Source organism: Variovorax sp. GW821-FHT09D04, assembly GCF_059416405.1.
On the sequence record NZ_JBWKPA010000007.1, the window covers coordinates 194527 to 217860 of the forward strand.

At 70.1% G+C, this 23334-nt stretch carries 23 protein-coding genes; 3 read left to right on the plus strand and 20 right to left on the minus strand.

Features of this window, described 5'->3' with window-relative positions; all coding sequences use genetic code 11:
- Positions 1-2 precede the first annotated feature (2 nt).
- The gene (locus AC07O4_RS21825; protein WP_495305641.1) at positions 3-395 is read left to right on the plus strand and encodes a VOC family protein; all 393 of its coding nucleotides are present in this window, start codon (positions 3-5) and stop codon (positions 393-395) included.
- Positions 396-429: 34 nt separating this feature from the next.
- Here AC07O4_RS21825 and AC07O4_RS21830 read toward each other — a convergent pair whose 3' ends face one another.
- The 17 genes from AC07O4_RS21830 to badH form a co-directional block, all read right to left on the minus strand.
- On the minus strand, positions 430-1461 hold the full coding sequence (locus AC07O4_RS21830) for a phosphotransferase (protein ID WP_495305642.1): 1032 nt from the start codon (positions 1459-1461) through the stop codon (positions 430-432).
- Positions 1458-2267 carry an enoyl-CoA hydratase-related protein gene (locus AC07O4_RS21835; RefSeq protein ID WP_495305643.1) on the minus strand — a complete coding sequence of 270 codons (810 nt, stop codon included), beginning with the start codon at positions 2265-2267 and terminating at the stop codon, positions 1458-1460. The genes AC07O4_RS21830 and AC07O4_RS21835 overlap by 4 nt, the downstream gene beginning before the upstream one ends.
- 37 nt (positions 2268-2304) lie before the next feature.
- The gene (locus tag AC07O4_RS21840; protein WP_495305644.1) at positions 2305-3534 is read right to left on the minus strand and encodes an ABC transporter substrate-binding protein; all 1230 of its coding nucleotides are present in this window, start codon (positions 3532-3534) and stop codon (positions 2305-2307) included.
- Positions 3535-3604: 70 nt separating this feature from the next.
- A complete protein-coding gene (locus AC07O4_RS21845; RefSeq protein ID WP_495305645.1) occupies positions 3605-4888 on the minus strand; it encodes an acyl-CoA dehydrogenase family protein in 1284 nt (427 codons plus the stop codon).
- A gap of 3 nt (positions 4889-4891) precedes the next feature.
- Entirely contained in the window at positions 4892-5266 is a 375-nt protein-coding gene (locus tag AC07O4_RS21850; RefSeq protein ID WP_495305646.1) for a DUF6285 domain-containing protein, read from the minus strand.
- On the minus strand, positions 5266-6282 hold the full coding sequence (locus AC07O4_RS21855) for a phosphotransferase family protein (RefSeq protein WP_495305647.1): 1017 nt from the start codon (positions 6280-6282) through the stop codon (positions 5266-5268). Before AC07O4_RS21855 ends, AC07O4_RS21850 begins: the two co-directional genes overlap by 1 nt.
- On the minus strand, positions 6272-7264 hold the full coding sequence (locus AC07O4_RS21860; protein WP_495262414.1) for a branched-chain amino acid ABC transporter permease: 993 nt from the start codon (positions 7262-7264) through the stop codon (positions 6272-6274). The genes AC07O4_RS21855 and AC07O4_RS21860 overlap by 11 nt, the downstream gene beginning before the upstream one ends.
- Positions 7265-7304: 40 nt before the next feature.
- The gene (locus AC07O4_RS21865; RefSeq protein ID WP_056577629.1) at positions 7305-8177 is read right to left on the minus strand and encodes a branched-chain amino acid ABC transporter permease; all 873 of its coding nucleotides are present in this window, start codon (positions 8175-8177) and stop codon (positions 7305-7307) included.
- Between the two features lie 13 nt (positions 8178-8190).
- On the minus strand, positions 8191-8910 hold the full coding sequence (locus AC07O4_RS21870; protein ID WP_495305648.1) for an ABC transporter ATP-binding protein: 720 nt from the start codon (positions 8908-8910) through the stop codon (positions 8191-8193).
- Entirely contained in the window at positions 8907-9725 is an 819-nt protein-coding gene (locus AC07O4_RS21875; RefSeq protein ID WP_495305649.1) for an ABC transporter ATP-binding protein, read from the minus strand. Before AC07O4_RS21875 ends, AC07O4_RS21870 begins: the two co-directional genes overlap by 4 nt.
- A gap of 92 nt (positions 9726-9817) precedes the next feature.
- A complete protein-coding gene (locus tag AC07O4_RS21880) occupies positions 9818-10996 on the minus strand; it encodes an acetyl-CoA C-acetyltransferase (RefSeq protein WP_354344688.1) in 1179 nt (392 codons plus the stop codon).
- Positions 10997-11116: 120 nt separating this feature from the next.
- Positions 11117-11899, minus strand: coding sequence for an enoyl-CoA hydratase-related protein (locus AC07O4_RS21885; RefSeq protein ID WP_495305650.1), 783 nt, complete (start codon positions 11897-11899; stop codon positions 11117-11119).
- A 4-nt stretch (positions 11900-11903) separates the two neighbouring features.
- Positions 11904-12923 (minus strand): Bug family tripartite tricarboxylate transporter substrate binding protein, encoded by a 1020-nt coding sequence (locus AC07O4_RS21890; RefSeq protein WP_495305651.1) that lies wholly within the window; start codon positions 12921-12923, stop codon positions 11904-11906.
- Between the two features lie 42 nt (positions 12924-12965).
- Entirely contained in the window at positions 12966-14642 is a 1677-nt protein-coding gene (gene aliA, locus AC07O4_RS21895) for a cyclohexanecarboxylate-CoA ligase (protein ID WP_495305652.1), read from the minus strand.
- Between the two features lie 51 nt (positions 14643-14693).
- Positions 14694-15845: a cyclohexanecarboxyl-CoA dehydrogenase gene (aliB, locus tag AC07O4_RS21900; RefSeq protein ID WP_495305653.1), complete on the minus strand. Its 1152-nt coding sequence runs from the start codon at positions 15843-15845 to the stop codon at positions 14694-14696.
- 19 nt (positions 15846-15864) lie between these two features.
- Complete coding sequence (gene badI, locus AC07O4_RS21905; protein ID WP_095947987.1) at positions 15865-16656, minus strand: 2-ketocyclohexanecarboxyl-CoA hydrolase; 792 nt, start codon at positions 16654-16656, stop codon at positions 15865-15867.
- Between the two features lie 40 nt (positions 16657-16696).
- Positions 16697-17464, minus strand: coding sequence for a 2-hydroxycyclohexanecarboxyl-CoA dehydrogenase (gene badH / locus AC07O4_RS21910; RefSeq protein ID WP_495305654.1), 768 nt, complete (start codon positions 17462-17464; stop codon positions 16697-16699).
- Between the two features lie 171 nt (positions 17465-17635).
- Between badH and AC07O4_RS21915 the strand changes: the two genes are divergently transcribed.
- Positions 17636-18109 carry a MarR family winged helix-turn-helix transcriptional regulator gene (locus AC07O4_RS21915; protein WP_495305655.1) on the plus strand — a complete coding sequence of 158 codons (474 nt, stop codon included), beginning with the start codon at positions 17636-17638 and terminating at the stop codon, positions 18107-18109.
- A gap of 21 nt (positions 18110-18130) precedes the next feature.
- On the opposite strand, the gene AC07O4_RS21920 is transcribed toward AC07O4_RS21915, so the two are convergent.
- Positions 18131-19288, minus strand: a complete 1158-nt coding sequence (locus AC07O4_RS21920) for an acyl-CoA dehydrogenase family protein (protein WP_062478158.1) — start codon at positions 19286-19288, stop codon at positions 18131-18133.
- 168 nt (positions 19289-19456) lie between these two features.
- Here AC07O4_RS21920 and AC07O4_RS21925 point away from each other — a divergent pair, with 168 nt between their 5' ends.
- Entirely contained in the window at positions 19457-20248 is a 792-nt protein-coding gene (locus AC07O4_RS21925; RefSeq protein WP_495305656.1) for an enoyl-CoA hydratase, read from the plus strand.
- 21 nt (positions 20249-20269) lie between these two features.
- On the opposite strand, the gene AC07O4_RS21930 is transcribed toward AC07O4_RS21925, so the two are convergent.
- Positions 20270-21052 (minus strand): SDR family NAD(P)-dependent oxidoreductase, encoded by a 783-nt coding sequence (locus AC07O4_RS21930; protein WP_495305657.1) that lies wholly within the window; start codon positions 21050-21052, stop codon positions 20270-20272.
- 59 nt (positions 21053-21111) lie between these two features.
- Entirely contained in the window at positions 21112-23262 is a 2151-nt protein-coding gene (fadB, locus tag AC07O4_RS21935; protein WP_495305658.1) for a fatty acid oxidation complex subunit alpha FadB, read from the minus strand.
- Positions 23263-23334: the final 72 nt, after the last annotated feature.

The window sequence follows — 23334 nt, forward strand, 5'->3', positions numbered from 1 at the left end:
CCATGAAGCTCGGCTACACCATCGTCTACGTTCCCGACGTCGCCCAGTCGCTGAAGTTCTTCGAGCAAGCCTTCGGCCTGCCCACGCGCTTCCTGCATGAATCGGGCACTTATGGCGAACTCGAAACTGGCGAGACCACGCTGGCGTTCGCCGCACACGCGCTCGGCGATTCCAATTTTCCGGGTGGGCATGTCGCCGCTTCGGAATCCGCACAACCGCTGGGCATGGAGCTGGGCCTCGTGACGCCCGATGTGCCCGCCGCGCACAGCCGCGCGCTCGCGGCCGGCGCCACGCAGCTGTCGGCACCGGTGACCAAGCCCTGGGGGCAGGTGGTCTCGTACGTGCGCTGCCCGGACGGCACGCTGGTCGAGCTGTGCTCGCCCATCGACGGCTGACGGGCGCCCTGCCCGCTCGCCGGTTCGCTGGCGGCTAGTCGATCAACGCCACCGCCCGCCGCGCAAACCCCGCGGCCTGCGCGCCCACCTGCACCGCATCTGCCGCCGCCGCGCTGCCGCTCTTCGCACGCGCGGCAATGCCCTCGAGGATCACGGCGAAGCGGAACAGCGAGAACGCCAGGTGGAAGTTCGTCACCGGCTCGGCGCAGCCGCCGGCCTGCTGGTAGTGGGCGATGTACTCGGCCTGCGTGGGAATGCCTTCGGCCGCGAGGTCGATGCCCTGCATGCCTTCGAACTCGTCGGCGCCGGTGTGCCAGGCCATGCAGTTGTAGGCCACGTCGGCCAGCGGGTGGCCCAGGGTCGACAGCTCCCAGTCGAGCACGGCGATCACGCGCGGCTCGGTGGGGTGGAACATGAGGTTGCCGAAACGGAAGTCGCCGTGCGCGATGGTGGTCTGGTCGCCCGGTGGCAGGTTGGCCGGCAGCCAGGCAATGAGACGCTCGATGTTCGCGTCTTCGCGGGTGCGCGAGGCTTCCCACTGCCGCGTCCAGCGGGCGATCTGGCGCTGGAAGAAGTTGCCAGGGCGGCCGTAGTCGGTGAGGCCGACAGCGGCAAGGTCGACCGCGTGCAGGCGCGCCAGGGTCTCGGCCATGGCGAAGTAGTAGGCGCGGCGCTCGGCGGGCGCGATGCCGGGCAGCGCGTAGTTCGACAGCACGCGGCCTTCGAGCTTCTCCATCACATAGAAGGGCGTGCCCACCACGGCGCGGTCGTCGCAGTACAGCACGGTGCGCGGCACGGGCACGTCGGTGGCGGCCAGTGCGCGCAGCACGCGGTACTCGCGGTCGACGGCGTGGGCCGAGGGCAGCAGTTCGCCGGGCGGTTGCTTGCGCAGCACCAGCGCGCGGTTGTCGAAGTCGACGAAGAAGGTGGGGTTCGACTGCCCGCCGCCGATGCGTGCCAGGCGCATCGGGCCTTCAACATCGGGCAGCGCCTGCCGCAGGTGGCGCTGCAGGCGGTCGGCGTCGAACTCGATGCCTGCCGGGGTGGCGTCTGCAGCTGCGCTCATGGCCGGCGGAACACGGGCTCGCGTTTCTCCAGGAAGGCTCTCACGCCTTCGGCGAAATCGGGCCGGTCGATCAGCTCGCGCTGGCGCTCGGCCTCGTGGCGCATCTGGCCCACGAGCGACTGGCTCGCGGCCGATTCGTACACGGCGCGGATCTCGTGCGCGGCATGCGCGGGCAGGCGCGCGAGCCGCTGCGCGACGGCCACGGCCTGGGCGCGCAGTTCGGCGTCGTCCACGCAGGCCCACACGAGGCCCCATTGCGCGGCCTGTTCGCCCGACAGGCGCTCGCCGAGCAGCGACATGCCGACGGCGCGCGCGCGGCCCACGAGCCGTTCGAGGAACCAGGTGGTGCCCAGGTCGGGCACGATGCCCAGGCGCGGCATGAAGGGCAGGTAGAAGTAGGCCGATCGCGCCACCAGCACGACGTCGGCGGCCAGCGCCACGCCCACGCCGGCGCCCGCGGCGGGGCCGTTGACGGCGTTCACCACGGGGAAGGGCATGCTGCGCAGGTCCTCGATGAGGCGGTTCGACATCGCCTCCATCGCGTCGGCCGTGCGCTGGCCCAGGCTGCCGGGCGCGCTGGCGTCCATGCTGCCCAGGTCGGCGCCCACGCAGAACGATTTGCCGACGCCGGTGAGCACCACGGCGCGCACCTCGCCTTCGTCGCGCAGTTGCGCGAGCCGTTGGCGCAAGGCCTCCTGCAGCGGCTGGGTGAGCGGGTTGAGCCGCTTGGGAATGTTGAAGCTGAGGATGGCGACGTCGCCATCGCGCTCGTACAGAAGGGGGTCCTGGTCGTCAGGCTGGCTCATGGGTGGGCTCCGAAGGGCGTGAGTGGATAGAAGGGGTTCACTTCATGTTCAGCGCGGGCCCGACCGGGTCGAGGTCCACGCCGTTGAAGCGCACGGGCTGCATCGACGCATAGGCGTGCAGGTCGGCGGCCGAATTGGCCATGGCCACGCCGGGCAGCAGCATCGAGATGCGCGGGCTCTTGAGGGTGCTGGCGGCCACGCGCACGCTCTCGCGCGTGGGGTTGGCGCCGGCCTCGCGCAACACGTGGGCCATGAGCTGCGCGACGATGTAGCCCGACACGCCGCTGCCGTTGCTCGGGTCGACGCCGCTGGCGTGGGTCTTGAGCAGCTCGAGGTACTCGAGCACCTCGGGGTCGCGGCTCCAGCGCGGGCTCATGGGTTCCTTGTAGACGGCGAGCGCGACCACGCCCTTGGCCTTGTCGGCGCCCGCGGGTTCAAAGGCCATCTTCACGGAGGCGGCGGCAAAGTTGAGATACCGGTCGGGCGTCCAGCCCACGTCGGCGACCTTGCGGATGGCCTGCGCGGCGGTGCGCGCGGTGGCGGCCATCACGAGCACGTCGGCGCCCGACGACTTGAGCTGCACCACCTGCGAGTCGACGGTGGGGTCGGTCACCTCGAAGGTGGCCTGCGCCACGATCTTGGCCTTGCCCTGCTTCGACAGGCCTTCCTGCAGGCCCTTGAGCACTTCGCGCCCGAGGTCGTCGTTCTGCATGAGCACGGCAATCTTGGCGTCGGGGCGGTTCTCGATGATGTGGCGCGCGAACACGCGGCCCTCGCCCTGGTAGCTGCCGAGAAAGGGCACGGTCCACGGGTACTTGGCGGCGTCGTCGAACTGCGAGGCGCCCGACTGCACGAACAGCTGCGGCACTTTCTTGGCGTTCATGTAGCGCTGGATGGCCATGTTGGGCGCGGTGCCCAGGTTGCCGAAGATGGCGAGCACCTGGTCTTCCTCGACGAGGCGGCGCGCCACCTCGACGGTCTTGGGCGGCGAGTACTGGTCGTCGTAGATCAACAGGCGCACCTTGCGCCCGTGGATGCCGCCCTGCTCGTTGAGCTTCTTGAAGTAGGCCTCGGCCACCTTGCCGACCACCGAGTAGCCCGACACGGGCCCCGACAGCGGCATGGGCATGCCCAGCACGATCTCGGCGTCGCTCACGCCGGCTTCGGGCTTCTTCTGGGCCAGGGCCGGCAGGCTGATGCAGAGCGTGGCAAGGCCCACAACTAGGCCGGAAGCCAAGGCGGTGCGGCGGGAAAGCAAATGAACCATGTCGCGTGTCTCCTTCTGTGTTGCTGAGTGGCCGGGTGGCCTGCGTCGTCAGTCGTCGTCGGAAAGCGGTTCAGGCCGTGGCCCGGTTCGGCCCCATGTAGCCGAAGAGGTGGCCCGCCACCTTGCGCATCTGGATCTCTTCGGAGCCCTCGGTGATGCGGTAGCGGCGGTGGTGGCGGTAGATGTGTTCGAAGGGCTTGTGGCGCGAGTAGCCGATGCCGCCGTGCACCTGCATCGCGCGGTCGGCGGCCTCGCACACGAGGCGGTTGGCCCAGTAGTTGCACATCGAGACCTTGTCGGACAGCTGCTTCTCGACCTGCGGCTTGGGCATCTGGTCCATCTGCCACGCGGTCTTGCGAATGAGCAGGCGCAGCATCTCGACCTGCGTGGCCAGCTCGACCAGCGGAAACTGGATGCCCTGGTTGCGCGCCAGCTCCTCGCCGAAGGGCTTGCGCTCGCGCGCGTACTTGACGCTCTCGCGCACGCAGTAGTCGGCGGCGCCCAGGCTCGATGCGGCCTGCCGGATGCGGTTCTCGTGCACGAAGTGCTGGGCAATGGCCAGGCCGCCGTCGAGCGGGCCGAGCACGGCGTCGTCGGGCACCCACACGTTCGTGAAGCTCACGCGCGGGTGGTCGGTGGGCATGTTGAAGGTCCAGAGGTACTCCTCGATCTTCACGCCCTCGGCCTGCGCGGGCACGAGCAATGCGCTGATGCCGCGCGCGTCGCCATCGCGCCCACTGGTGCGCGCGAACAGCACGCAGTGCGTGGCGGTGTGCATGCCGGTGGTCCACATTTTTTCGCCGTCGATGCGAAAGCCGGCGCGGCCGTGGCGTGCTTCGGGCACAGCGCGCGTTTCCATGTGCGTGGCGTCGGAGCCGTGCTGCGGCTCGGTGAGGGCGAAGGTCAGGCGCACGCGCTCGTCGAGCATGCCCTGGATGAGTTCGTCGCACTGCGCGGGCGTGCCGAAGTCGCGGATGGCGAGCACGAAGGGGTTGTTGGCGACGATCGAGTGTTCGTTCTGCAGGTCGTTGTGCAGGCCCAGGCCGCGCGCCGCAAAGTGCTCGCGGATCACGGCCATCCAGAGGTTGCTGCCGTCGCGCCCGCCGAACTCGGCCGGCAACGCAAAGCGCAGGTGGCCCGCGCGGTCGGCGCGGCGGCGCGCCTCGGCCAGCAGCGCCTCCCACTCGGGACGCGGCAGGCCGCCGTTCTCGAAGTCGGTGCGGGCCCATTCGCGGCGATGGTCGAAGAAGCGCTCGTTGTCGTCCTGCGCCTGCAGTGGCGCGATCTCTCGGTCGATGAAGGCGTCGAGTTCCGCGAGGTAATCGACGAGGTCGCGGGGCAGGTCGAAGTCCATGGCTCAGTCTTTCTTCTTCGTGCCGGCGGCATAGCCGGGCTGGTCGATGGCGAGCTTGTCGCGCGTGGTCTGGCGCAGGTGGTCGATCAGGCCGGGGGTGGCGGCGTCGATTTCGCCCGCAGCGATGCGGGTGCAGAGCAGGCGATTGGCATCGGCCAGGTCAGCGGGTGCGCCGGGGCCCAGCAGTGCGTGCAGCCGCGTCAGTTCGCTGGCCTGCGCGACGGGGCCGAGCTGCACTTCGCGCCGCACGATGTCCAGCGTGTTCGCGGCCACGCGCGCATGGAACGCGACTTGCCCTTCGGTGGCCGGCACCACCTGCTCGCGCAGGAAGGCGGCGACGGCCTCGAGCAGTTCGGCGATGTCGGGGCGGTCCTGCATCAGGCGGCCTCTTCCTCGGGGGCGAGCAGCACCAGCAGGTCCGACTCGGCCTCCGACGCGCGACGGCCGATGGCGGCCTTCTCCACATCGCGCTCGCGGCCGCTGAGCCAGGCATGCACCATGGCCTCGCAGACGATGCCCCACTTGAGCGTGCCCAGCACCTCCCACCAGCGCACGCGCCCGGCATCGACCTGCCCGCCTTCGGCCGTATAGCCCTCGAAGAGTTGCTCGCGCGTGCCGAAGCCGCCCACGGGCAGCGCGCCGTGGCCGAAGCGCCAGGAGCGCACGCACATCCAGCCGAGGTCTTCCATCGGATCGCCGAAATGCGCCAGCTCCCAGTCGAGCACGGCGCGCAGGCCCTCCTCGCCGACCATCAGGTTGCCGTTGCGGAAGTCGCCGTGCACGAGCACCGGCGCAGGCACGTCGGCCGGCGCGTTCGCGCGCAGCCAGCGGAACGCGAGTTCGAACACGGGGCGCGCGGTGCCGTGGCTGCGGTGCAGGCCGAGCTGGAAGTCGAGCTCCGCGCGCGCGGCGGCCGTGCGCAGCGGCGGCAGGTGGTGCGCGGGCAGGCGATGGATGCGTGCCATGGCCGCACCGCACTGGCGCGCCAGCACGCGGCGCGCGCCGGCCAGGCGCTCATCGCGCACGATGCGCCGGCCCAAAGTTTCGCCCTCGATGCGGTCCATGACGAAGCCTTCGCCGAGCCCGTCGGCCGGCTGCAGCACATGGCGCACGCCGGGCACGGGCACGCCACCTGCGCGTGCGGCCTCGATGAGCTGCGCTTCCGCCGCCAGGCCCGCAGTGCCCAGGGCACGCGCGCCGCTGGCATCGGCCGCGCGGCGCAGCACCAGCGGCTGGGCATGGCCCGCGCCGCCTGTCATCACATCGAAAGCCCAGGTCTGCTGGCTGGCGCCGCCCGAGAGCCGACGCACGGCCTGCACCACATGGCCGCCGGGCACGAGCCGCCCGGCCAGCCGCTGCAGTGCGTTCGCGATCAGGATCGCGTCATCGTGCACGGGCGAAGCGTGCCTGGAGCTTGCGCAGCAGCCCGACCACGCCGCCGGGCATCGCGAACATGAAGGCGATCAGCACCACGCCGTACACCGCCCAGGGCGCGGCCTTGGAGACCTTCTCGGCCAGCGAGGGCACGAACATGATGAAGATGGCGCCGAAGATCGCGCCGTACAGCGTGCCCACGCCGCCCACCACGATGCCCACCAGCAGCGAGATCGACAGGAAGAGCGTGAACGAATCGGGCGCCACGAACTGCACCGCAATGGCCGACAGCGCACCGCCCACGCCGGTGTACGCGGCCGAGACACCGAAGGTCATGGCCTTGTAGTGGCTGTTGTCCACGCCCATCGCCTCGGAGGCCATGGCGTGGTCGCGGATGGCGCGCATGGCCCGGCCGCTGCCGCTTTGCAGCAGGTTGTGGGCAATGAAGAACATCACGACCGCGACGAACAGCGAGAACAGGTAGAGCCACTGGTCTTCGTTGAGCGGCAGGCCGAAGGGCGCGGCGGGCTTCATGAGCACGATGCCCTGCACGCCGCCGGTCCAGGCCTCGAGGTGCTTGTACTTGAGCAGCTGCGGCATCGCCACGCCGAGCGCGAAGGTGGCCAGCGCCAGGTACAACCCTTCGAGCTTGAGCGCGGGCCGACCGAACAGGTAGCCGACGATCAAACACACCACGGCCGCTGCCGGCACCGTGAGCCAGTACGGCACGCCCGCGTGCTCCATGAGGATGCCGGTGGTGTAGGCCCCAATGGCGTAGAAGGCGCCGTGGCCGAGCGAGATCTGGCCGTTGTAGCCCGTGAGGATGTTCAGGCCCAGCAGCGCAATCGCATACGAGATCACCATGGTCGCCTGGAACAGCTGATAGCCGCGCGCGACGAAGGTGATGCCGATGGCCAGCACGATCAGCAGGCCGACCCACATGAGCGGAGAGCGCGAGGGCTTGGCGGCGCGTGCGCTGGCCGATGTAGCGAGCGGTGCCATGGCAGTCGGCAAGGAGGAGGCTTGAGGGGAGTTCATGCGATCAGACCCGGGTGACCAACTTGCGGCCCATGAGGCCGGAAGGCTTGACGATGAGCACGCCGACGATCAGCACCAGCGCCACCGACAGCTTGAGTTCGGTGCCCACCACGTAGGTGCCGATGAGGTTCTCGAGCACGCCGACGATGAAGCCGCCGAGCACCGCGCCCACGGGGCTGTCGATGCCGCCGATGAGCGCGCCGGCAAAGGCGTAGAGCAACACGCCGGTCATCATGTGCGGGTCGAGGAAGACCACGGGCGCGACCATCATCCCGGCCACCGCGCCGATGGCGCCGGCCAGGCCCCAGCCCAGCATGAGCATGCGCCCGACGTTGATGCCCACCAGCCGCGACGAGGCCGCGTTCTGCGCCGCGGCGCGCATCGCCAGGCCCAGCGGCGTGAAGCGGAAGAACGCGAACAGCAGCAGCACCACCAGCAGCGTGACGCCGATGGCGCCCATCTCGTGGGCCGACATCATGGCGCTGCCGAACCACGCGTCCGACGGGAACGGGCTGGGGAACTGCTTGATGGTGTAGCCGAAGAGCCAGCCCGCCAGGCTGTGGAAGATCACCAGCAGGCCGATGAACACCACCACCACCGACAGCGCCGGCTTGTCGTGCATGGGCCGGATGACGGTGAACTCCACCACGGCCGCGAGCACGAAGGACAAGGCCACCGTCGCGACGAAGGCGGCCCAGTACGGCAGGCCGGCCTGCATGAGGCTCCAGGCGATGAAGGTCGAGAACATCGCCATCTCGCCCTGCGCGAAGTTGATGTGGTGCGTGGCCTGGTAGATCATCACCAGCGCCAGCGCAACGCTGGCGTAGATGCCGCCGGTGGCCAGGCCCGCCAGCAGTTGGTGCAGGAATGCGTTCATCGGTGTGAGGCCCCTATTCGCCCAGATAGGCTTTACGGACTGCGTCGTTGCGGCGGATGTCTGCGGCCGTGCCCGAGAGCACGATGCGGCCGGTTTCCAGGAGGTAGGCCGAATCGGCCAGGTCGAGTGCGAGCTTGGCGTTCTGCTCCACCAGCAGGATCGACACGCGCTCTTCCTTGTTGATGCGCCGCATGATCGAGAAGATGTCCTTCACGATGAGCGGCGCGAGCCCGAAGGAGGGCTCGTCGAGCAGCAGCAGGCGCGGCTTGCCCATGAGCGCGCGGCCGATGGCGAGCATCTGCTGCTCGCCACCCGACAGCGTGCCGGCCTGCTGGGCGCGGCGCTCGCGCAGGCGCGGGAAGTAGTCGAACACGCGCTCCATGTCGGCGTCGATGCCGTCCCTGCTCGCGCGGGCGTAGGCGCCCAACCGCAGGTTCTCTTCGGTCGTGAGGCCCAGGAAGGTGCCGCGTCCGTCGGGCACATGGCCCACGCCGGCCTTGGCGATCTGTTCGGTGGAGCGACCGTCGATGCGCTGGCCGGCCAGCATGATGCGGCCCTCGGTGCTCACCATCATCTGGCACAGCGCGCGCAGCGTGGTGGTCTTGCCGGCGCCGTTGGCGCCCAGCAGCGCCACGACCTGGCCGGAGGGAATGTCGAGGTCGATGCCTTGCAGCACGCGCGTCGGGCCGTAGGCCGCGTGCAAGCCGCGCACTTCGAGAATGTTGGTCGTCATGCCATGGCCTCCGCTTCTGCCTCTTCGCCCAGGTAGGCGCGGATCACCTCGGGGTGCGCGCGCACCTCGGCCGGCGTGCCCTCGGCGATCTTCTTGCCGAAGTTCAGCGCCACCACCTTGTCCGACACCCCCATCACGAGGCTCATGTGGTGTTCGACCAGCAGCACCGTCACGTTGAGGCGGTCGCGGATGTCGCGGATCAGCGTGCCCAGGCTTTCGAGTTCTTCGTGGTTCAGGCCACAGGCCGGCTCGTCGAGCAGCAGCAGTTGCGGCTCGGCCGCCAGTGCGCGTGCCAGCTCGACGCGCTTCTGTGTGCCGAACGGCAGGTCGGCCACTTCGCGTTCGGCCACGGCCTCGAGGTCGAGAAAGTGGATCAGCTGGTCGGCCCGTGCCAGCGCCTGCGACTCGATGGCCGCCACGCCGGGCAGCCGGAAGGCGTTGCGCAGAAAGCCCGCGTGGTGCTTGCTGTGGCAGCCCACCAGCACGTTGTCGCGCACGGTCATCGTGCGAAACAGCGCCAGGTTCTGGAAGGTGCGCCCGATGCCCAGGCCCGCCATGCGGTGGCGCGGCAGGCGCGTGAGCGGATGGCCGTCGAACTCGATGCGGCCGGCGCTGCACTCGTACAGGCGCGAGAGACAGTTGAACAGCGTGCTCTTGCCCGCCCCGTTCGGCCCGATGAGGCCGCAGATCTGGCCCCGCCGCACGTCGAACGAGACGCCGTCGAGCGCCACGATGCCGCCGAAGCGCACCGACACCGCGTCGATGCGCAACAGGGGGGTGTTCTCTTTGTCTCCGCGATCGGTGTCATGAATCATGCGTCGATCTCTTTTTTTGAGGGAACGGAAAAGGTCAGCGCCGCCCCCGCGGGCGCTGCCAGGTGGCGGCGCAAAAAGGCCGCCCGGCTTCGTCAGAGCCGTTCGATGATGGTCACATTCGCCATGCCGCCGCCTTCGCACATGGTCTGCAGGCCGTAGCGCTTGCCGCGCTGGCCCAGGGCGTTGACCAGCGTGGTCATCAGCTTGGTGCCCGAGGCGCCCAGCGGGTGGCCCAGCGCAATGGCACCGCCGTTCACGTTGATGCGGGCCGGGTCGGCGCCCAGCGCCTTCAGCCAGGCGATGGGCACGGGCGCGAAGGCTTCGTTGACTTCGTACAGGTCGATGTCCTCGATCTTCATGCCGGCCTTTTGCAGCGCGCGCTGCGTGGCGGGCAGCGGGGCCTCGAGCATGATGACCGGGTCGTGGCCCAGCACGCTCATGTGGTGGATGCGCGCCAGCGGCTTCACGCCCAGCGTCTTCAGGCCGCGCTCGTTCACGACCATGAGGCCGCTGGCGCCGTCGCAGATCTGGCTGGCGGTGGCCGCCGTGCAGCGACCGCCTTCGGCGATGAGCTTGACGCCGGCGATGCTCTCTAGCGTGGCGTCGTAGCGGATGCCTTCGTCGGTGGTGTGCAGCTCGCCGGTCTCGGTGCCGTCGGCCATGCGCACGGCCACGGGCACGATCTCGCGCTCGAAGTGGCCGGCCTTCGTGGCGGCGATGGCGCGGTGGTGGCTTTCGAGCGCGTAGCGGTCGAGCGCGTCTTTCTCGATGCCGTAGTTGCGCGCGATCATCTCGGCGCCGGTGAACTGGCTGAACTGCACGCCGGGGTAGCGCTTCTCCATGCCCGGGCTCACGTAGAAGCCCAGGTTGTTCTTCAGCGGCAGCGTGGTGGGCAGGCCCATGGGCACGCGGCTCATGCTCTCGACGCCGGCGGCGATGACGATGTCCATCGTGCCCGACATGACGGCCTGCGCCGCGAAGTGCAGCGCCTGCTGCGACGAGCCGCACTGGCGGTCGACTGAAGTGGCGGGCACCGACTCGGGCAGGCGCGAGGCCAGCACCGCGTTGCGCGCCACGTTGGAGGCCTGCTCGCCGGCCTGGCCGACGCAGCCCATGATGACGTCTTCGATCAGCGCGGGGTCGGCGTCGGTGCGCTCCACGAGGGCGTTGAGCACCTGTGCGGCCAGGTCGGCCGGGTGCCATCCGGCGAGGCGGCCGTTGCGGCGGCCGCCGGCGGTGCGCGCGGCGGCGACGATATAGGCTTCGGGCATGTGAAATCTCCGGTGATGGGTTCGGTTCGGCAGTCCAGCGCATTGTTGGCGCCGCGCCGCCGCACAGCGTCGTCGGAACCGACGATTTTCGGGCGCCCCACCCGCCGGGCGCCCCACCCCTCACCGGTGGCCGAACACGGGCGGGCGCCGCGCCAGGAAGGCGCGCAGGCCCTCGCGCGCATCCTCGGTGGCAAAGCGCGCGTGCAGCTGGCGCCGCTCGAACAGGATGCCCTCGGACAGCGACGACTCCCACGCGCGGTTGACCGACTCCTTGATCGCCACCAGCGCCGGCAGCGAATACGCCGCGATGCGCGCGGCCAGCGCCAGGGCCTCGGGCATGAGCGCCTCGGGCGCGACCACGCGCGACACCAGGCCGCAGCGGTCGGCCTCGGCCGCGTCGAGCACGCGTGCGGCCAGGCACATTTCCATCGCCTTGGCCTTGCCAATGGCGCGCGGCAGGCGCTGGGTGCCGCCGGCGCCCGGCAGCATGGCGAGCTTGACCTCGGGCAGCGCGAAGCGCGCCGATTCGGCGGCCAGCACGATGTCGCAGGCCAGCGCCAGTTCGCAGCCGCCGCCGTAGGCCACGCCGGCCACCGCGGCGATCACGGGCTTGCGCACGCGGCGGATGGTTTCCCAGTTGCGGGTGATGAAGTCGTCGCGCACCACGTCGGCGTAGCCCCAGTCGGCCATGGCCGCGATGTCGGCGCCGGCGGCGAAAGCGGTGTCGCCGCCGGTGACGACGATGGCGCCGATGCCTGCGTCGGCATCGAAGGCCAGCAAGGCGGCGCCAAGGGCGTCCATGAGCGCGTCGTCCAGCGCGTTGAGCTGGCGCGGGCGGTTCAGCGTGATCACGCCGACGCGGCCGTCGACATGGGTGAGAACGGGAGCGTCGGGTGTCGTCATCGGCTCAATCGACCACGATCTTCTGGCGCACGATGAGCGCGGACAGCATGGCGCCTTCGTCGGCCAGCAGCTTGCGGAACTCGGGCGTGCTCATGGCCACGGGCTCGGCACCCAGGTCGCCGTAGCGCGACTTGACGGCGGGCAGCGCGAGCGCCTTGCCGAGCTCGGCGCTCATGCGGGCCAGCACCTCGGGCGGCGTGCCGTTGGGTGCCCACATGCCGAACCAGATGTCGAGGTTGGCGCCCGGAAAGCCCTGCTCGCCCACGGTAGGCACGTCGGGGAAGAAGGGCGAGCGCTTGGCGCTCACGATGCCCAGCAGCTTGGCCTTGCCGGCGCGGATGTGCTGGAAGGCGATGCCGGGGTCGCAGACGAAATCGGCCTGGCCCGAGAGCACATCTTGCAGGGCCGGCGCGGCGCCGCGGTAGGGCACGTGCGTCACCTGCGTGCCGGTGGCCTGCTTGAACAGCTCGCAAGCCAGGTGCGGCGGCGTGCCTGCGCCGGCCGAGGCGTACGAGAGCGTGCCGGGCTTGGCCCGCGCCAGCATGACCAGCTCGCGCACGTCCTTCGCGGGCAGCTGCGGCTTGGCGACGAGGTACATCTGCGTGCGCCCCACGGTAGCCACCGGCGTGAGGTCGCGCGAGGGCAGCAGGCTCGCCTTGAAGAGCGAGGGGTTGGCGGTCTCGACCGAAGTCGGCGCGATGAGGAAGGTGTGGCCGTCGGGCGCGGCGCGCACCACTTCGGAGGCCGAGATGTTGCCGCTGGCGCCGGGCTTGTTGTCGATCAGCACGGTCTGGCCGAGCGACTCCGACAGCGACTGCGCGAGGATGCGCGCCATCACGTCGGTGCTGCCGCCGGGCGCGAAGCCGACGACCACGCGGATGGGCTTGGACGGCCATGCGCCAGCGGGTGTGGTTGCAGGCGCCTGGGCCCAGGCCGCATGACCGGCGAGCGCGAGGCCGCCCAGTGCGGCCACGGCGCGGCCCAGCCGCCGGCCCACGCCGGCGGCGAATTGCTTCTTGTGCATGTGTTGTCTCCGTTGTGGTGTCGAAAGGATCGGCAGGTGCGCTCAGGCGGCCGGGGCGCCCGATTCGTCCGCGCGCAGCAGGTCGCGCAGCTTGAATTTCTGGATCTTTCCGGAGGGCGTGGAGGGCATGCTCTCGCGCACCACGAGGCGCTCCGGGATGTACTGCAGCGCCACCTTCTCGGCCTTGAGGAAGGCAACGATCGACGCCAGGTCGACCTGCCGCCCCGGCCTGGGCACCACCACCGCGCAGGCGCGCTCGCCCAGGCGCTCGTCGGGGTAGGCGACCACGGCGGCCATGGCCACGTCGGGGTGGCGGTACAGCAGCGACTCGATCTCGACCACGGGGATGTTCTCGCCGCCGCGAATGATCACGTCCTTGGTGCGCCCCGCGATGCGCACGTAGCCGCGCTCGTCGATGCGCGCAAGGTCGCCGGTGTCGAACCAGTCCGCCGCGTCGGTGCCGTTGAGCTGCGGGCGCTTCAGGTAGCCGCCGAAGTTGGAGCACGCGCGCAGCAGCAGCTTGCCGATCTCGCCCGCCGGCAGCGCGAGGCCGTCGACATCGACCACCTTGAGCTCCACGCCGGGCAGCGGGCAGCCGTCCGTGTGGATGGAACGCTCGTCGTCGTCGTCCAGCCGCGTGAGCGTGACGGCGCCGTTCTCGGTCATGCCCCAGGCCGACACGATCTTGGCGCCCAGCGCCTGGCGCGCCTGCTCGACCAGCGCGCCCGGAATCGGCGCGCCGGCGCAGAGAAAGGCGCGCAGCGTGGGCACGGCCGTGCCCGACTCGGCCACGGTCTTCGACAGGTCGGACAGGAAGGGCGTGGACGCCATGGTGAAGCTCACGCCCTCGGCGTTGATCGACGCGATGGCCTGCTTCGGCTCCCAGATGTCCTGCAGCACGACCGAGGCCTGCAGCACGATGGGCATCATGAGCCCGTACATGAAGCCGGTCTGGTGCGCCATGGGCGAGGCCATGAGCACGACGTCGCCGGTGCCCAGGCCCAGGCGCTGCGCGTAGGGCACGATGTTGGCCATGGTGGTGTTGGCCGAGTGCATCACGCCCTTGGGCTCGCCGGTGGTGCCCGAGGTGTAGATGAGCTGGGTCACGTCGTCGGGGCCGGGCCGGTGCTGCTGCAGGATCTGCGCGGCATCGGGCTCCTGCTCCCATGCGGGGCCGGCCAGCAGTGCCTCGAAGCTGTTGGCGCCGCTGCCGCCGACCACCACCACCACCACCTGCGCCAGGTCGGGCAGGCCGGCCTGCAGGCCCGTGGCCATCTGTTCGAAGTCGAAGCCCCGGAAGCGCGCCGGCACGATCAGCACCTTCGCCGCACCGTGCCGCAGCATGAACGACAGCTCGCGCTCGCGGAAGATGTGCATCAGCGGGTTCATCACCGCGCCGATGCGCGAGCAGGCCAGGTAGGTCAGCGTGAACTCCCACCAGTTGGGCAGCTGGCAGGCCACCACGTCGTTGCGGCCCACGCCCAGCCGCGCCAGCCCGACGGCGATGCGGTCGGCCATGCGGCCCAGCTCGCGGTAGGTGAAGCGCACGGTGGCGGCCTCGCCCTCCCCGTCCTTCACGCGCACCGCGGTGAGCGCCACCTTGTCGGGGCTGGCGGCGATGCAGGCGTCGAGCGCATCGTTGATGGTGCGGTCGTGCCACAGGCCCTGGGCCACCATCCGCGCGCGGCGCGGGGGCAACAGTACGGCGTCGAATTCCATGATGTCTTGTCTCCTCTTGTTGTGCGAACCGGAAAACCAGGGAACCGCCGACTACGCCGGCACCGCCGAGCGCCCCGCGCGCGTGCGGGCGACGATGGTCTTCATGATCTGGGCCGTGCCGTCGCCGATCTGGAAGCCCAGCACGTCGCGCAGGCGCTGCTCCATTGGCCCGCGGTCGTAGCCGCCGTGGCCGAACATCAGCAGGCACTGGTGGATGGCGTCGTAGGCCAGCTTGGGGCCCCACCACTTGCACATGGCAGCCTCGGCGGTGTGCGGCGCGCCCTGGTCCTTGAGCCACAGGGTCTGCAGGCACAGCAGGCGCGCGGCCTCGATCTGCGTGTCGAAGTCGGCCAGCGGATGCGACACGCCCTGGAACGCCGACAGCGGCTTGCCGAAGGCCTCGCGCTGCGCCACGTACTCCCAGGTTTCTTCCAGCGCCACGCGCGCCACGGCCAGCACCTGCAGCCCGATGAGCGCGCGCGAGAAGTCGAAGCCCTGCATGACCTGCACGAAGCCCTTGTTCTCCTCGCCCAGCCGGTGGTCGACGGGCACGCGCACGTTCTCGAAGAACAGCGAGCCGCGCCCGATGGCGCGCTGGCCGTGGCAGTCGAAGCGGTTGCGCGTGACACCGGGCAGGTCCATTGGCACCAGCAGCGCAGTCACGCCGTGGGCCGCCGACTCGATGCTGCCGGTGCGCCCGAACACCACGGCGGCGTCGGCCTGGTCGGCGGCCGAGATGGAGGTCTTCTCGCCGTTGAGCACGTAGTGATCGCCCACGCGCTCCACGCGCAAGCGCAGGTTGGCGGCGTCGGAGCCGCCGCGCGGCTCGGTCAGCGCAATGGCGAACAGCGCCTCGCCCTGCGTGAGCTTGGCCAGCCACGGTGCCACCACCTCGGGCCGGCCGTGCTCGGACAGGATCTGCCCATTGAGCGAGGCCAGCAGGTTGATGTAGCTCAGGCTCAGGTCGGCGCGGGCGATCTCTTCGTGGATCACGCCGGCGGCCAGGCAGCCCAGGCCCTGGCCGCCGTGGGCCTCGGGCAGCTCGGGCGCGATGAAGCCCATCTCGCCCATCTCGCGCATCAGCGCGCGGTCGAGCACGCGCGTGGCGTCGCGCTCCAGGAAGCCGGGCGCCACGCGCCCGGTGGCGAAGCGGCGCGCATGCTCGGCCAGCGTCGCCAGGTCGTCGTCGATGTACGGGTTCATCGCGGTGGTCCTGCTGCGGCTACTTGGCGTACTTGCGGAACTCGGGCTTGCGCCGTTCCTGCAGGGCCGCGACGCCCTCGCGCGACTCTTCGGTGTCGTAGTACAGCTTGAGCGCGTACATGCCCAGGCCCGCGATGCCGGCCTGGTGCGCCGTGTCGGCGTTGAAGCTGCGCTTGGCGATGGCCAGCGCGGTGGGGCTGCGTTCGCAGATCTCCTCGGCCCACTTCTGCACCTCGGCGTCGAGCTGCTCGTGCGGCACGACGGCGTTGGCCAGGCCCATGGCCACGGCCTCGGCGCCGCTGTAGCGGCGGTTCAGGTACCAGATCTCACGCGCCTTCTTCTCGCCGACCACGCGGGCCAGGAAGGCGGTGCCGTAGCCCGGGTCGACCGAGCCCATCTTCGGGCCCACCTGGCCGAACACGGCCTTCTCGGAGGCGATGGTCAGGTCGCAGATGGTGCACAGCACGTTGCCGCCGCCGATGGCAAAGCCCTGCACGCGCGCGATGACGGGCTTGGGCACGTTGCGGATGGCGTCGTGCAGCTCTTCCATCGGCAGGCCGATGGTGCCGCGCCCGTCGTAGTTGCCGTTGTGGGCCGACTGGTCGCCGCCGGTGCAGAAGGCCTTCTCGCCGGCGCCGGCCAGCACGATGGCGCCCACGCCGCGGTCGTAGCCCGCGCGGTTGAGCGCGCGGATGATCTCGTCGCAGGTCTGGCCGCGGAAGGCGTTCATCTTCTCGGGGCGGTTGATGGTGATCCACGCCACGCCGTTGCGCACGTCGTAGAGGATGTCTTCGAAGTCGGGGGATGCCATGGGGGTCTCCTGAAAGGTGTCGGGTGTGTGTGGGGGGGAGTCAGCCGTTCATCGTCAGGCCGCCCGAGACGCTGAGCACCTGCCCGGTCACGAAGGCCGCGTCGTCGCTGGCAAAGAAAAGAATGGCGCCCGGCAGGTCGTTCGGCTGGCCGATGCGGCCCAGCGGAATGGAGCGCGTGAAGGCCTCCATGAGCTTCTCTGGGTTGCCCGCGCCCTCCTTGTATTCGGCGAACAGCGCGGTGTCGGTGGGGCCGGGGCACACCACGTTCACGGTGATGCCGTGGCGCGCGTGCTCGCGGGCGATGGTTTTCGAGAACGCCACCAGCCCGCCCTTGCAGGCCGCGTACACCGCCTCGCCCGAGGAGCCCACGCGCGCCGCGTCGGAGGCGATGTTGACGATGCGCCCCGCCTTGCGCGCGGCCATGCCGGGCAGCACGGCGTGGTGCATGTGCAGCGCGCCGGTGAGGTTGATGGCGATGAGCTTGTCCCACTGTGCGGGCTCGGTCTTGGTGAAGGGCTTGAACACGTCCCAGCCGGCGTTGTTGACCAGCACGTCGACCGGGCCGAAGCGCGCCACCACGGCGGCCACGGCCGCGTCGACGCCGGGGCGGTCGGTGATGTCGCAGCGGAAGGCCTGCGCCTGGCCGCCGTCGGCGCGGATCTGCGCGGCCACCGCTTCGGCGGCCTCGAGGTTCATGTCGAACACCGCCACGCGGGCGCCGTCCTGGCCGAAACGGCGGCTGGTGGCGCCGCCAATGCCGCCACCGCCGCCGGTGACGATCACTGTCTTGTCCTGAAATCGCTGCATCTGGTTCTCCTGGGGTGCGAGGGCTTGCTATATCGTTGGGCCGTTGGGCGCCACTTTTGAGGCATTTACGTAAATACGTTGACGTATTATGAGATGCTGTCGTGGCGTCGCGCAAGCCTTTCCGAAAGAAAAAACATGCCAAATACTAGTGAGAACACCGACGCAGCACGCATGGCGCTGGCCAACCGGGTGTTCTTTCGCCTCTATCAATGCGCAAACATGTTGCATAAAACCGGCAGCCGCGCGGTCGAGGCCGAGGGCCTGACGACGCAGCAATGGGCCGTGCTCGGCGCCCTGTCGCGCGACGAGGCCGAGGGGGGAATGAGCGTGGGGGACCTGGCGCGCTACCTGAAGGTCAGCCGCCAGAACCTGTCGGGCCTGGTCAGCCGCATGGAGCGCGACGGGCACGTGACGACCGCGCCCGACAGCCGCGACCGGCGGTCACGGCTGGTCACGATGACCGGGTCGGGGCAACACGTGTGGAAGGTGGAGGCGCAGCCGAAGATCTACGCCTACTACGAGCAGGTGCTGGACGGGTTCTCGGTGAACGACGTCACGCACACCCTGCACTACCTGCTGAAGCTGCTCGACAACATGCAGCGGGTGGACGATATGCAGGGGGGAGCGGAAGAGCCGGCGGAGTGACGCCGGCCCCCGCGGCCTGAATCAGGCCTTGGCCAGGCGCTTGGCCATGCTCCAGCGGTGCACCTCGGACGGGCCGTCATAAATCCTGAAGGCCCGCATGTCGCGAAAGATGCGCGCAGCCACGGTCTCGTCCGACACGCCGCTCGCGCCCAGGATCTGCACCGAGCGGTCGACCACGCGCCACTCGGCCTCCGAGCACAGCACCTTGGCCACGCTCGACTCGTGGCGGCCCTTGCCGCCCTGGTCGAGCACCCACGCGCAATGCCAGATGGTCAGGCGCGAGACGTGCAGGTCCATCTCGTTGTCGGCCAGCATGAAGCCCACGCCCTCGTGCTCCACCAGCGCATGGCCGAAGGCCTGGCGGCGGCGGGCGTAGTCGGCGGCGAGCTCGTGCACGCGGCGCGCGGCGCCGAGCCAGCGCATGCAGTGCGTGAGGCGCGCGGGCGCCAGCCGCACCTGCGCGTAGCGAAAGCCTTCGCCGATGGCGCCCAGCACGTCGGTGGCCGGCACGCGCAGGCCGTCGAAGCGCACCACGCCGTGGCCGCCGGTGAAGCAGCTGTCGAGTGCGTCGATCTGCCGCTCGATCACGATTTCGGGCTGGTCCATGTCGGCCAGGAACATGGTCGACGAGCCGTCTTCCATGCGCGCCATGATGATCGCGAAGCCCGCGCCGGTGGCGCCGGTGATGAACCACTTGCGCCCGGTGATCACGTAATGGTCGCCGTCGCGCACGGCCACGGTCTGCATCATCGACGGGTCGGAGCCGGCGCCGGGCGGCGGCTCGGTCATGCAGAAGCACGAGCGCACGTGGCCGTCGATGAGCGGCTGCAGCCAGCGCGCCTTCTGCGCCGGCGTGGCGACCACTTCCATCAGGTGCACGTTGCCTTCGTCGGGCGCGTGGATGTTGAGCGCCACCGGCCCGAGCGGCGAGTAGCCCGCCTCCTCGAACACGATGGCCTTGTCGACGTGCGACAGGCCCAGCCCGCCGTGTTCCTTCGACGCATGCGGCGTGAGCAGGCCGGCGCGGCGCGCGCGCGCCACCAGCTCGTCGCGCAGCGCCTCGGCGGGGCCGTGCGAATCCTGCCGGGGGTCGGATTCGAGCGGAATCACCTCCTCGGCGATGAAGCGGCGCGTTCGTTCCTGCAGGTCGAGCTGGGCCGGGGTGAGGCTGAAGTCCATGGGGACGCTCCTTCTTTCTCTGTGAAATTCAAGGATGGACGGATTGAAGACAATGCGGCGCATGGTGCCGAGGCGGGCGCGGGTTTCGAGTCGTGAGCGGGACAAGCCCGCCGGATTCGTCCGTTCCGACGATGCCGCGGCCCGGCCTGCGCCCAACACTGACACGCCATGAACACACCTGCAACCGACAACGACGACAACGTCCTCCTGCTCACCCGTCCACAGGACGGCTGCGCCTGCCTCACGCTGAACCGCCCGCAGGCCATGAACGCCCTGTCGCTCGCCCTGCGGCGCGCCCTGGTGCGCACGCTCGACACGCTCGCGCAGGACGACAGCGTGCGCGTACTGATCCTCACCGGCGCGGGCCGCGCCTTCTGCGCCGGCCTCGATCTGCGCGAGATCGACCCCGGCGCCATCACCGGCGACGCCGGCACCGACGTGGCCACCGCGCTCGCGAACTTTCCGCGCCCGGTGATCGGCGCCGTGAACGGCGCAGCCATCACGGGCGGCCTCGAGGTGGCGCTGGCCTGCGACCTGCTGATTGCGTCGAGCGAGGCGCGCTTTGCCGACACCCACGCGCGCATCGGCGTGATCCCGGGCTGGGGGCTGTCGCAGCGGCTGTCGCGGCTCATCGGCATTGCGCGTGCCAAGGAGATGGCCTTCAGCGGCAACTTCGTCGGCGCCGAGCAGGCCGAGCGCTGGGGGCTGGTCAACCGCGTGACCACGCCCGATCAGCTGATGCCCCAGGCGCTGGCACTGGCCGCCGACATCGCGAGCGCGCTGCCCGAGATGCTGCCGGTCTACAAGCGCCTGATCGACGACGGCCATGCGCGCAGCTTTGCCGAAGGCATGGCGCTGGAGCAGGCCGTCACGCGCGACTGGGCCGCGTCGCTCACACCCGAGGTGCTGCGCGCGCGGCGCGAGGCGGTGCAGGCGCGCGGGCGGGCGCAGAAGGGCTGACGACGGCCCTTCGCCCCGGCCTCAGCGCGGCGCCATCCGGATCGCGCCGTCCAGCCGCACGCTCTCGCCGTTGAAGTAGCCGTTGGTGATCATCAGCTCGGCCAGCGTCGCGTACTCGGCCGGATTGCCCAGGCGCTTGGGGAAGGGCACCGAGGCAGCCAGCGCGGCCTTCACGTTGTCGGGCGCGCCCTGCAGCAGCGGCGTGTTGAAGATGCCCGGCAGGATGGTGTTCACGCGGATGCCCTCGCCCATGAGGTCGCGCGCGATGGGCAGCGTCATGCCGACCACGCCGGCCTTCGAGGCGGTGTAGGCGGCCTGGCCCATCTGGCCGTCTTGCGCGGCGACCGAGGCGGTGTTGACGATGGCGCCGCGCTCGCCGTCTTCCAGCACATCGAGCGTGAGCATGCCGGCCGCCGACTTGGCGATGCAGCGGAAGGTGCCCACGAGGTTGATCTGGATGATGCGGTCGAAATTGGCGAGCGGAAAGTGCTTGATCTCGCCCGAGGCCTTGTCGCGGCTCGCGGTCTTCACCGCGTTGCCGGTGCCGGCGCAGTTGACCAGCACGCGCTCCTGGCCGTGCGCGGCGCGGGCCTTGGCGAAGGCCGCGTCGACCTGCTCCTCGGAGGTCACGTCGACCTTGCAGAACACGCCGCCCAGCTCCTTGGCCAGGGCCTCGCCCTGTTCCACGTTGAGGTCGAACAGCGCGACCTTCACGCCGTGGCTGGCCAGGCGGCGCGCGGTGGCGGCCCCGAGGCCCGAGGCGCCGCCCGTGACGACGGCGGCAATGCTGGAATCGAGTTGCATCTCTTGTTGTCCTTGGATAGAGAGAGAAAGGAAGAAAGAAAACCGAAAACGCCTGCCGTTCAGACCGGGTAGTAGCGCAGCTTGCGCGCCGCCATCTCGCGCATGCGCGCCGTGGGCACATACGGCGCGCCGAGCGCCGCATGTTTGTCGCACAGCGCGACCACGCGGTCCAGCCCCAGCCAGTCGGCGTACTTGAGCGCGCCGCCCGCATAGGCCGGAAAGCCCACGCCGAGCAGCAGCGCCATGTCGAGCTCGGCCGGCGTGGCGACCACGCCGTCTTCGAGCGCGTGCGCGGCCTCGACCACCATCGGCAGCATCATGCGTTCGACGATCTCCGCGTCCGCGAAGTCGCGCCGCCCTTGCGGCTGCAGCGTGGCGACCAGCGCATGCGCCTCGGGCGCGGCCGACTTGCGTGGGCGGCCCGTGGGGTCGTTCTCGTAGCGGTAGAAGCCGGCGCCGTTCTTCTGGCCGTAGCGCTTGTTCGCCACCATGAGCTTCACGGCATTGCGTTCCAGGGCCGGCATGCGTTGCGGGTAGCCCGCGGCGATCACGTCGCCCACGTGCGCGCCCACGTCCATGCCCACCACGTCCTGCAGGTAGGCCGGGCCCATGGGCCAGCCGAAGGCTTCCATCGCGCGGTCGACCGCCTCGAAGTCGGCGCCATCGGCCACCAGCTGCACGAAGGCGTTGATGTACGGCGTGAGGATGCGGTTGACCAGGAAGCCCGGGCAGTCCTTCACCACGATGGGCGTCTTGCCCATGGCCACGGCATAGCCCACGGCGGTGGACACGGCGGCGTCGCGCGTCCTCGCGCCCTGGATCACTTCCACCAGCTGCATCACCGGCACGGGGTTGAAGAAGTGCATGCCGACAAAGTCCTCGGGCCGCGCGAGCGGCTGGGCGATGTCGTCGATGCGCAGGCTCGAGGTGTTCGAGGCGATCACGGTGCCGGGCTTGACGCTGCCTTCCAGCGCGGCCAGCACCTTGCGCTTGACCTCGAGGTTCTCGACCACGGCCTCGACCACGCAGTCCACCGCGTCGAAGCCGGCCTCGTCGAGCTGCGGCACGATCGACGCTTGAATGGCATCGGCCTTGGCCTGCGCGAGCCGGCCGTTCTTCACCTGCTTGGCGAGCTGCTTGCCGGCCTCGGCCATGCCCAGGTCGAGCTGCGGCTGCGCGATGTCCTTCATGCGCACCGGCGTGCCGCGCAGCGCGCTGGTGTAGGCGATGCCGCCGCCCATGATGCCGGCGCCGAGCACGGCCGCCTGCTTCACCGGACGGCCTTCGCGCGCGTGGCGCTTGTAGAGCTTCTTGAGCGCCTGGTCGTTGAGAAAGGCCTGCACCAGCGAGGCGGCGGCCTGCGTCTTCGCGACGCGGCCGAAGGCGGCCGACTCGAGGTCGAGCGCGCCGGCGCGGTCGCGGCCGGCGGCCTCGGCCATCATTTCGAGCGCAATGAGGGCTGCGGGCTGGTGCTTGCCGCTGCGCGCCGCCACCTGCGTGCGCGCGGCCTCGACCAGCGCACCGGCCTCTTGCTTCGACAGCGTCAGCGGCGCGCGCTTGCGTTGCTGCGCCGCCTGCCAATCGACCTCGCCGCGCACCGCACGCTGCAGCAGCGCGAGCGCGCGCTCGCGCAGGGCCTCGAGCGCGGCGACCTCGTCGGTCACGCCCGCGGCCAGCGCGGCCGGCGCCTTGGCCGGCTTGCCGCTCGCCACCCAGTCGATGGCCGTGGCCAGGCCCGCCAGGCGCGACAGCCGCACCGTGCCGCCGAAGCCGGGGAACAGGCCAAGCTTCACCTCGGGCACGCCGACCTGCGCCGTGTCGGCCATCACGCGCAGCGGCGCGAGCATCGCCAGCTCCAGCCCGCCGCCGAGCGCGAAGCCGTTGATGGCGACCACGCTGGGCACGGCCAGGTCCTCGAAGGCGTTGAACAGCTCGTTGCTGGCGCGCACGCCGCGCGCGATGTCGGCCTCGGCCTGCTGGAAGGTGGCACCGAACTCGGTGATGTCGGCGCCGACGATGAACACGTCTTTCGCGCTCGTCACGAGCACGCCGCGCACATCGGGCGAGGCCGCGATGCGTTCGGTGGCCTGGCGGAACTCGTCGACGGTGCGTGCGTCGAGCTTGTTGATGGCCTCGCCGCGCCGGTCGAAGCGCAGCTCCACCAGCCCGTCCTGCAACGGCAGGACTTCGATACTTTCGCCTTGGAACAAAGGGGGTCTCCTCGCGGCCGGCGACGCGCCAGCCTGTGGGAAAAAGTTTAGGGACGCGCCCTGCGCGCAGGC

Coding starts and splice junctions, on each gene's coding strand:
- AC07O4_RS21825 (WP_495305641.1), top strand. CDS start 3: ATGAAGCTCGGCTACACCATCGTCTACGTTCCCGACGTCGCCCAGTCG.
- AC07O4_RS21830 (WP_495305642.1), bottom strand. CDS start 1,461: ATGAGCGCAGCTGCAGACGCCACCCCGGCAGGCATCGAGTTCGACGCC.
- AC07O4_RS21835 (WP_495305643.1), bottom strand. CDS start 2,267: ATGAGCCAGCCTGACGACCAGGACCCCCTTCTGTACGAGCGCGATGGC.
- AC07O4_RS21840 (WP_495305644.1), bottom strand. CDS start 3,534: ATGGTTCATTTGCTTTCCCGCCGCACCGCCTTGGCTTCCGGCCTAGTT.
- AC07O4_RS21845 (WP_495305645.1), bottom strand. CDS start 4,888: ATGGACTTCGACCTGCCCCGCGACCTCGTCGATTACCTCGCGGAACTC.
- AC07O4_RS21850 (WP_495305646.1), bottom strand. CDS start 5,266: ATGCAGGACCGCCCCGACATCGCCGAACTGCTCGAGGCCGTCGCCGCC.
- AC07O4_RS21860 (WP_495262414.1), bottom strand. CDS start 7,264: ATGGCACCGCTCGCTACATCGGCCAGCGCACGCGCCGCCAAGCCCTCG.
- AC07O4_RS21865 (WP_056577629.1), bottom strand. CDS start 8,177: ATGAACGCATTCCTGCACCAACTGCTGGCGGGCCTGGCCACCGGCGGC.
- AC07O4_RS21870 (WP_495305648.1), bottom strand. CDS start 8,910: ATGACGACCAACATTCTCGAAGTGCGCGGCTTGCACGCGGCCTACGGC.
- AC07O4_RS21875 (WP_495305649.1), bottom strand. CDS start 9,725: ATGATTCATGACACCGATCGCGGAGACAAAGAGAACACCCCCCTGTTG.
- AC07O4_RS21880 (WP_354344688.1), bottom strand. CDS start 10,996: ATGCCCGAAGCCTATATCGTCGCCGCCGCGCGCACCGCCGGCGGCCGC.
- AC07O4_RS21885 (WP_495305650.1), bottom strand. CDS start 11,899: ATGACGACACCCGACGCTCCCGTTCTCACCCATGTCGACGGCCGCGTC.
- AC07O4_RS21890 (WP_495305651.1), bottom strand. CDS start 12,923: ATGCACAAGAAGCAATTCGCCGCCGGCGTGGGCCGGCGGCTGGGCCGC.
- aliA (WP_495305652.1), bottom strand. CDS start 14,642: ATGGAATTCGACGCCGTACTGTTGCCCCCGCGCCGCGCGCGGATGGTG.
- aliB (WP_495305653.1), bottom strand. CDS start 15,845: ATGAACCCGTACATCGACGACGACCTGGCGACGCTGGCCGAGCATGCG.
- badI (WP_095947987.1), bottom strand. CDS start 16,656: ATGGCATCCCCCGACTTCGAAGACATCCTCTACGACGTGCGCAACGGC.
- badH (WP_495305654.1), bottom strand. CDS start 17,464: ATGCAGCGATTTCAGGACAAGACAGTGATCGTCACCGGCGGCGGTGGC.
- AC07O4_RS21915 (WP_495305655.1), top strand. CDS start 17,636: ATGGCGCTGGCCAACCGGGTGTTCTTTCGCCTCTATCAATGCGCAAAC.
- AC07O4_RS21920 (WP_062478158.1), bottom strand. CDS start 19,288: ATGGACTTCAGCCTCACCCCGGCCCAGCTCGACCTGCAGGAACGAACG.
- AC07O4_RS21925 (WP_495305656.1), top strand. CDS start 19,457: ATGAACACACCTGCAACCGACAACGACGACAACGTCCTCCTGCTCACC.
- AC07O4_RS21930 (WP_495305657.1), bottom strand. CDS start 21,052: ATGCAACTCGATTCCAGCATTGCCGCCGTCGTCACGGGCGGCGCCTCG.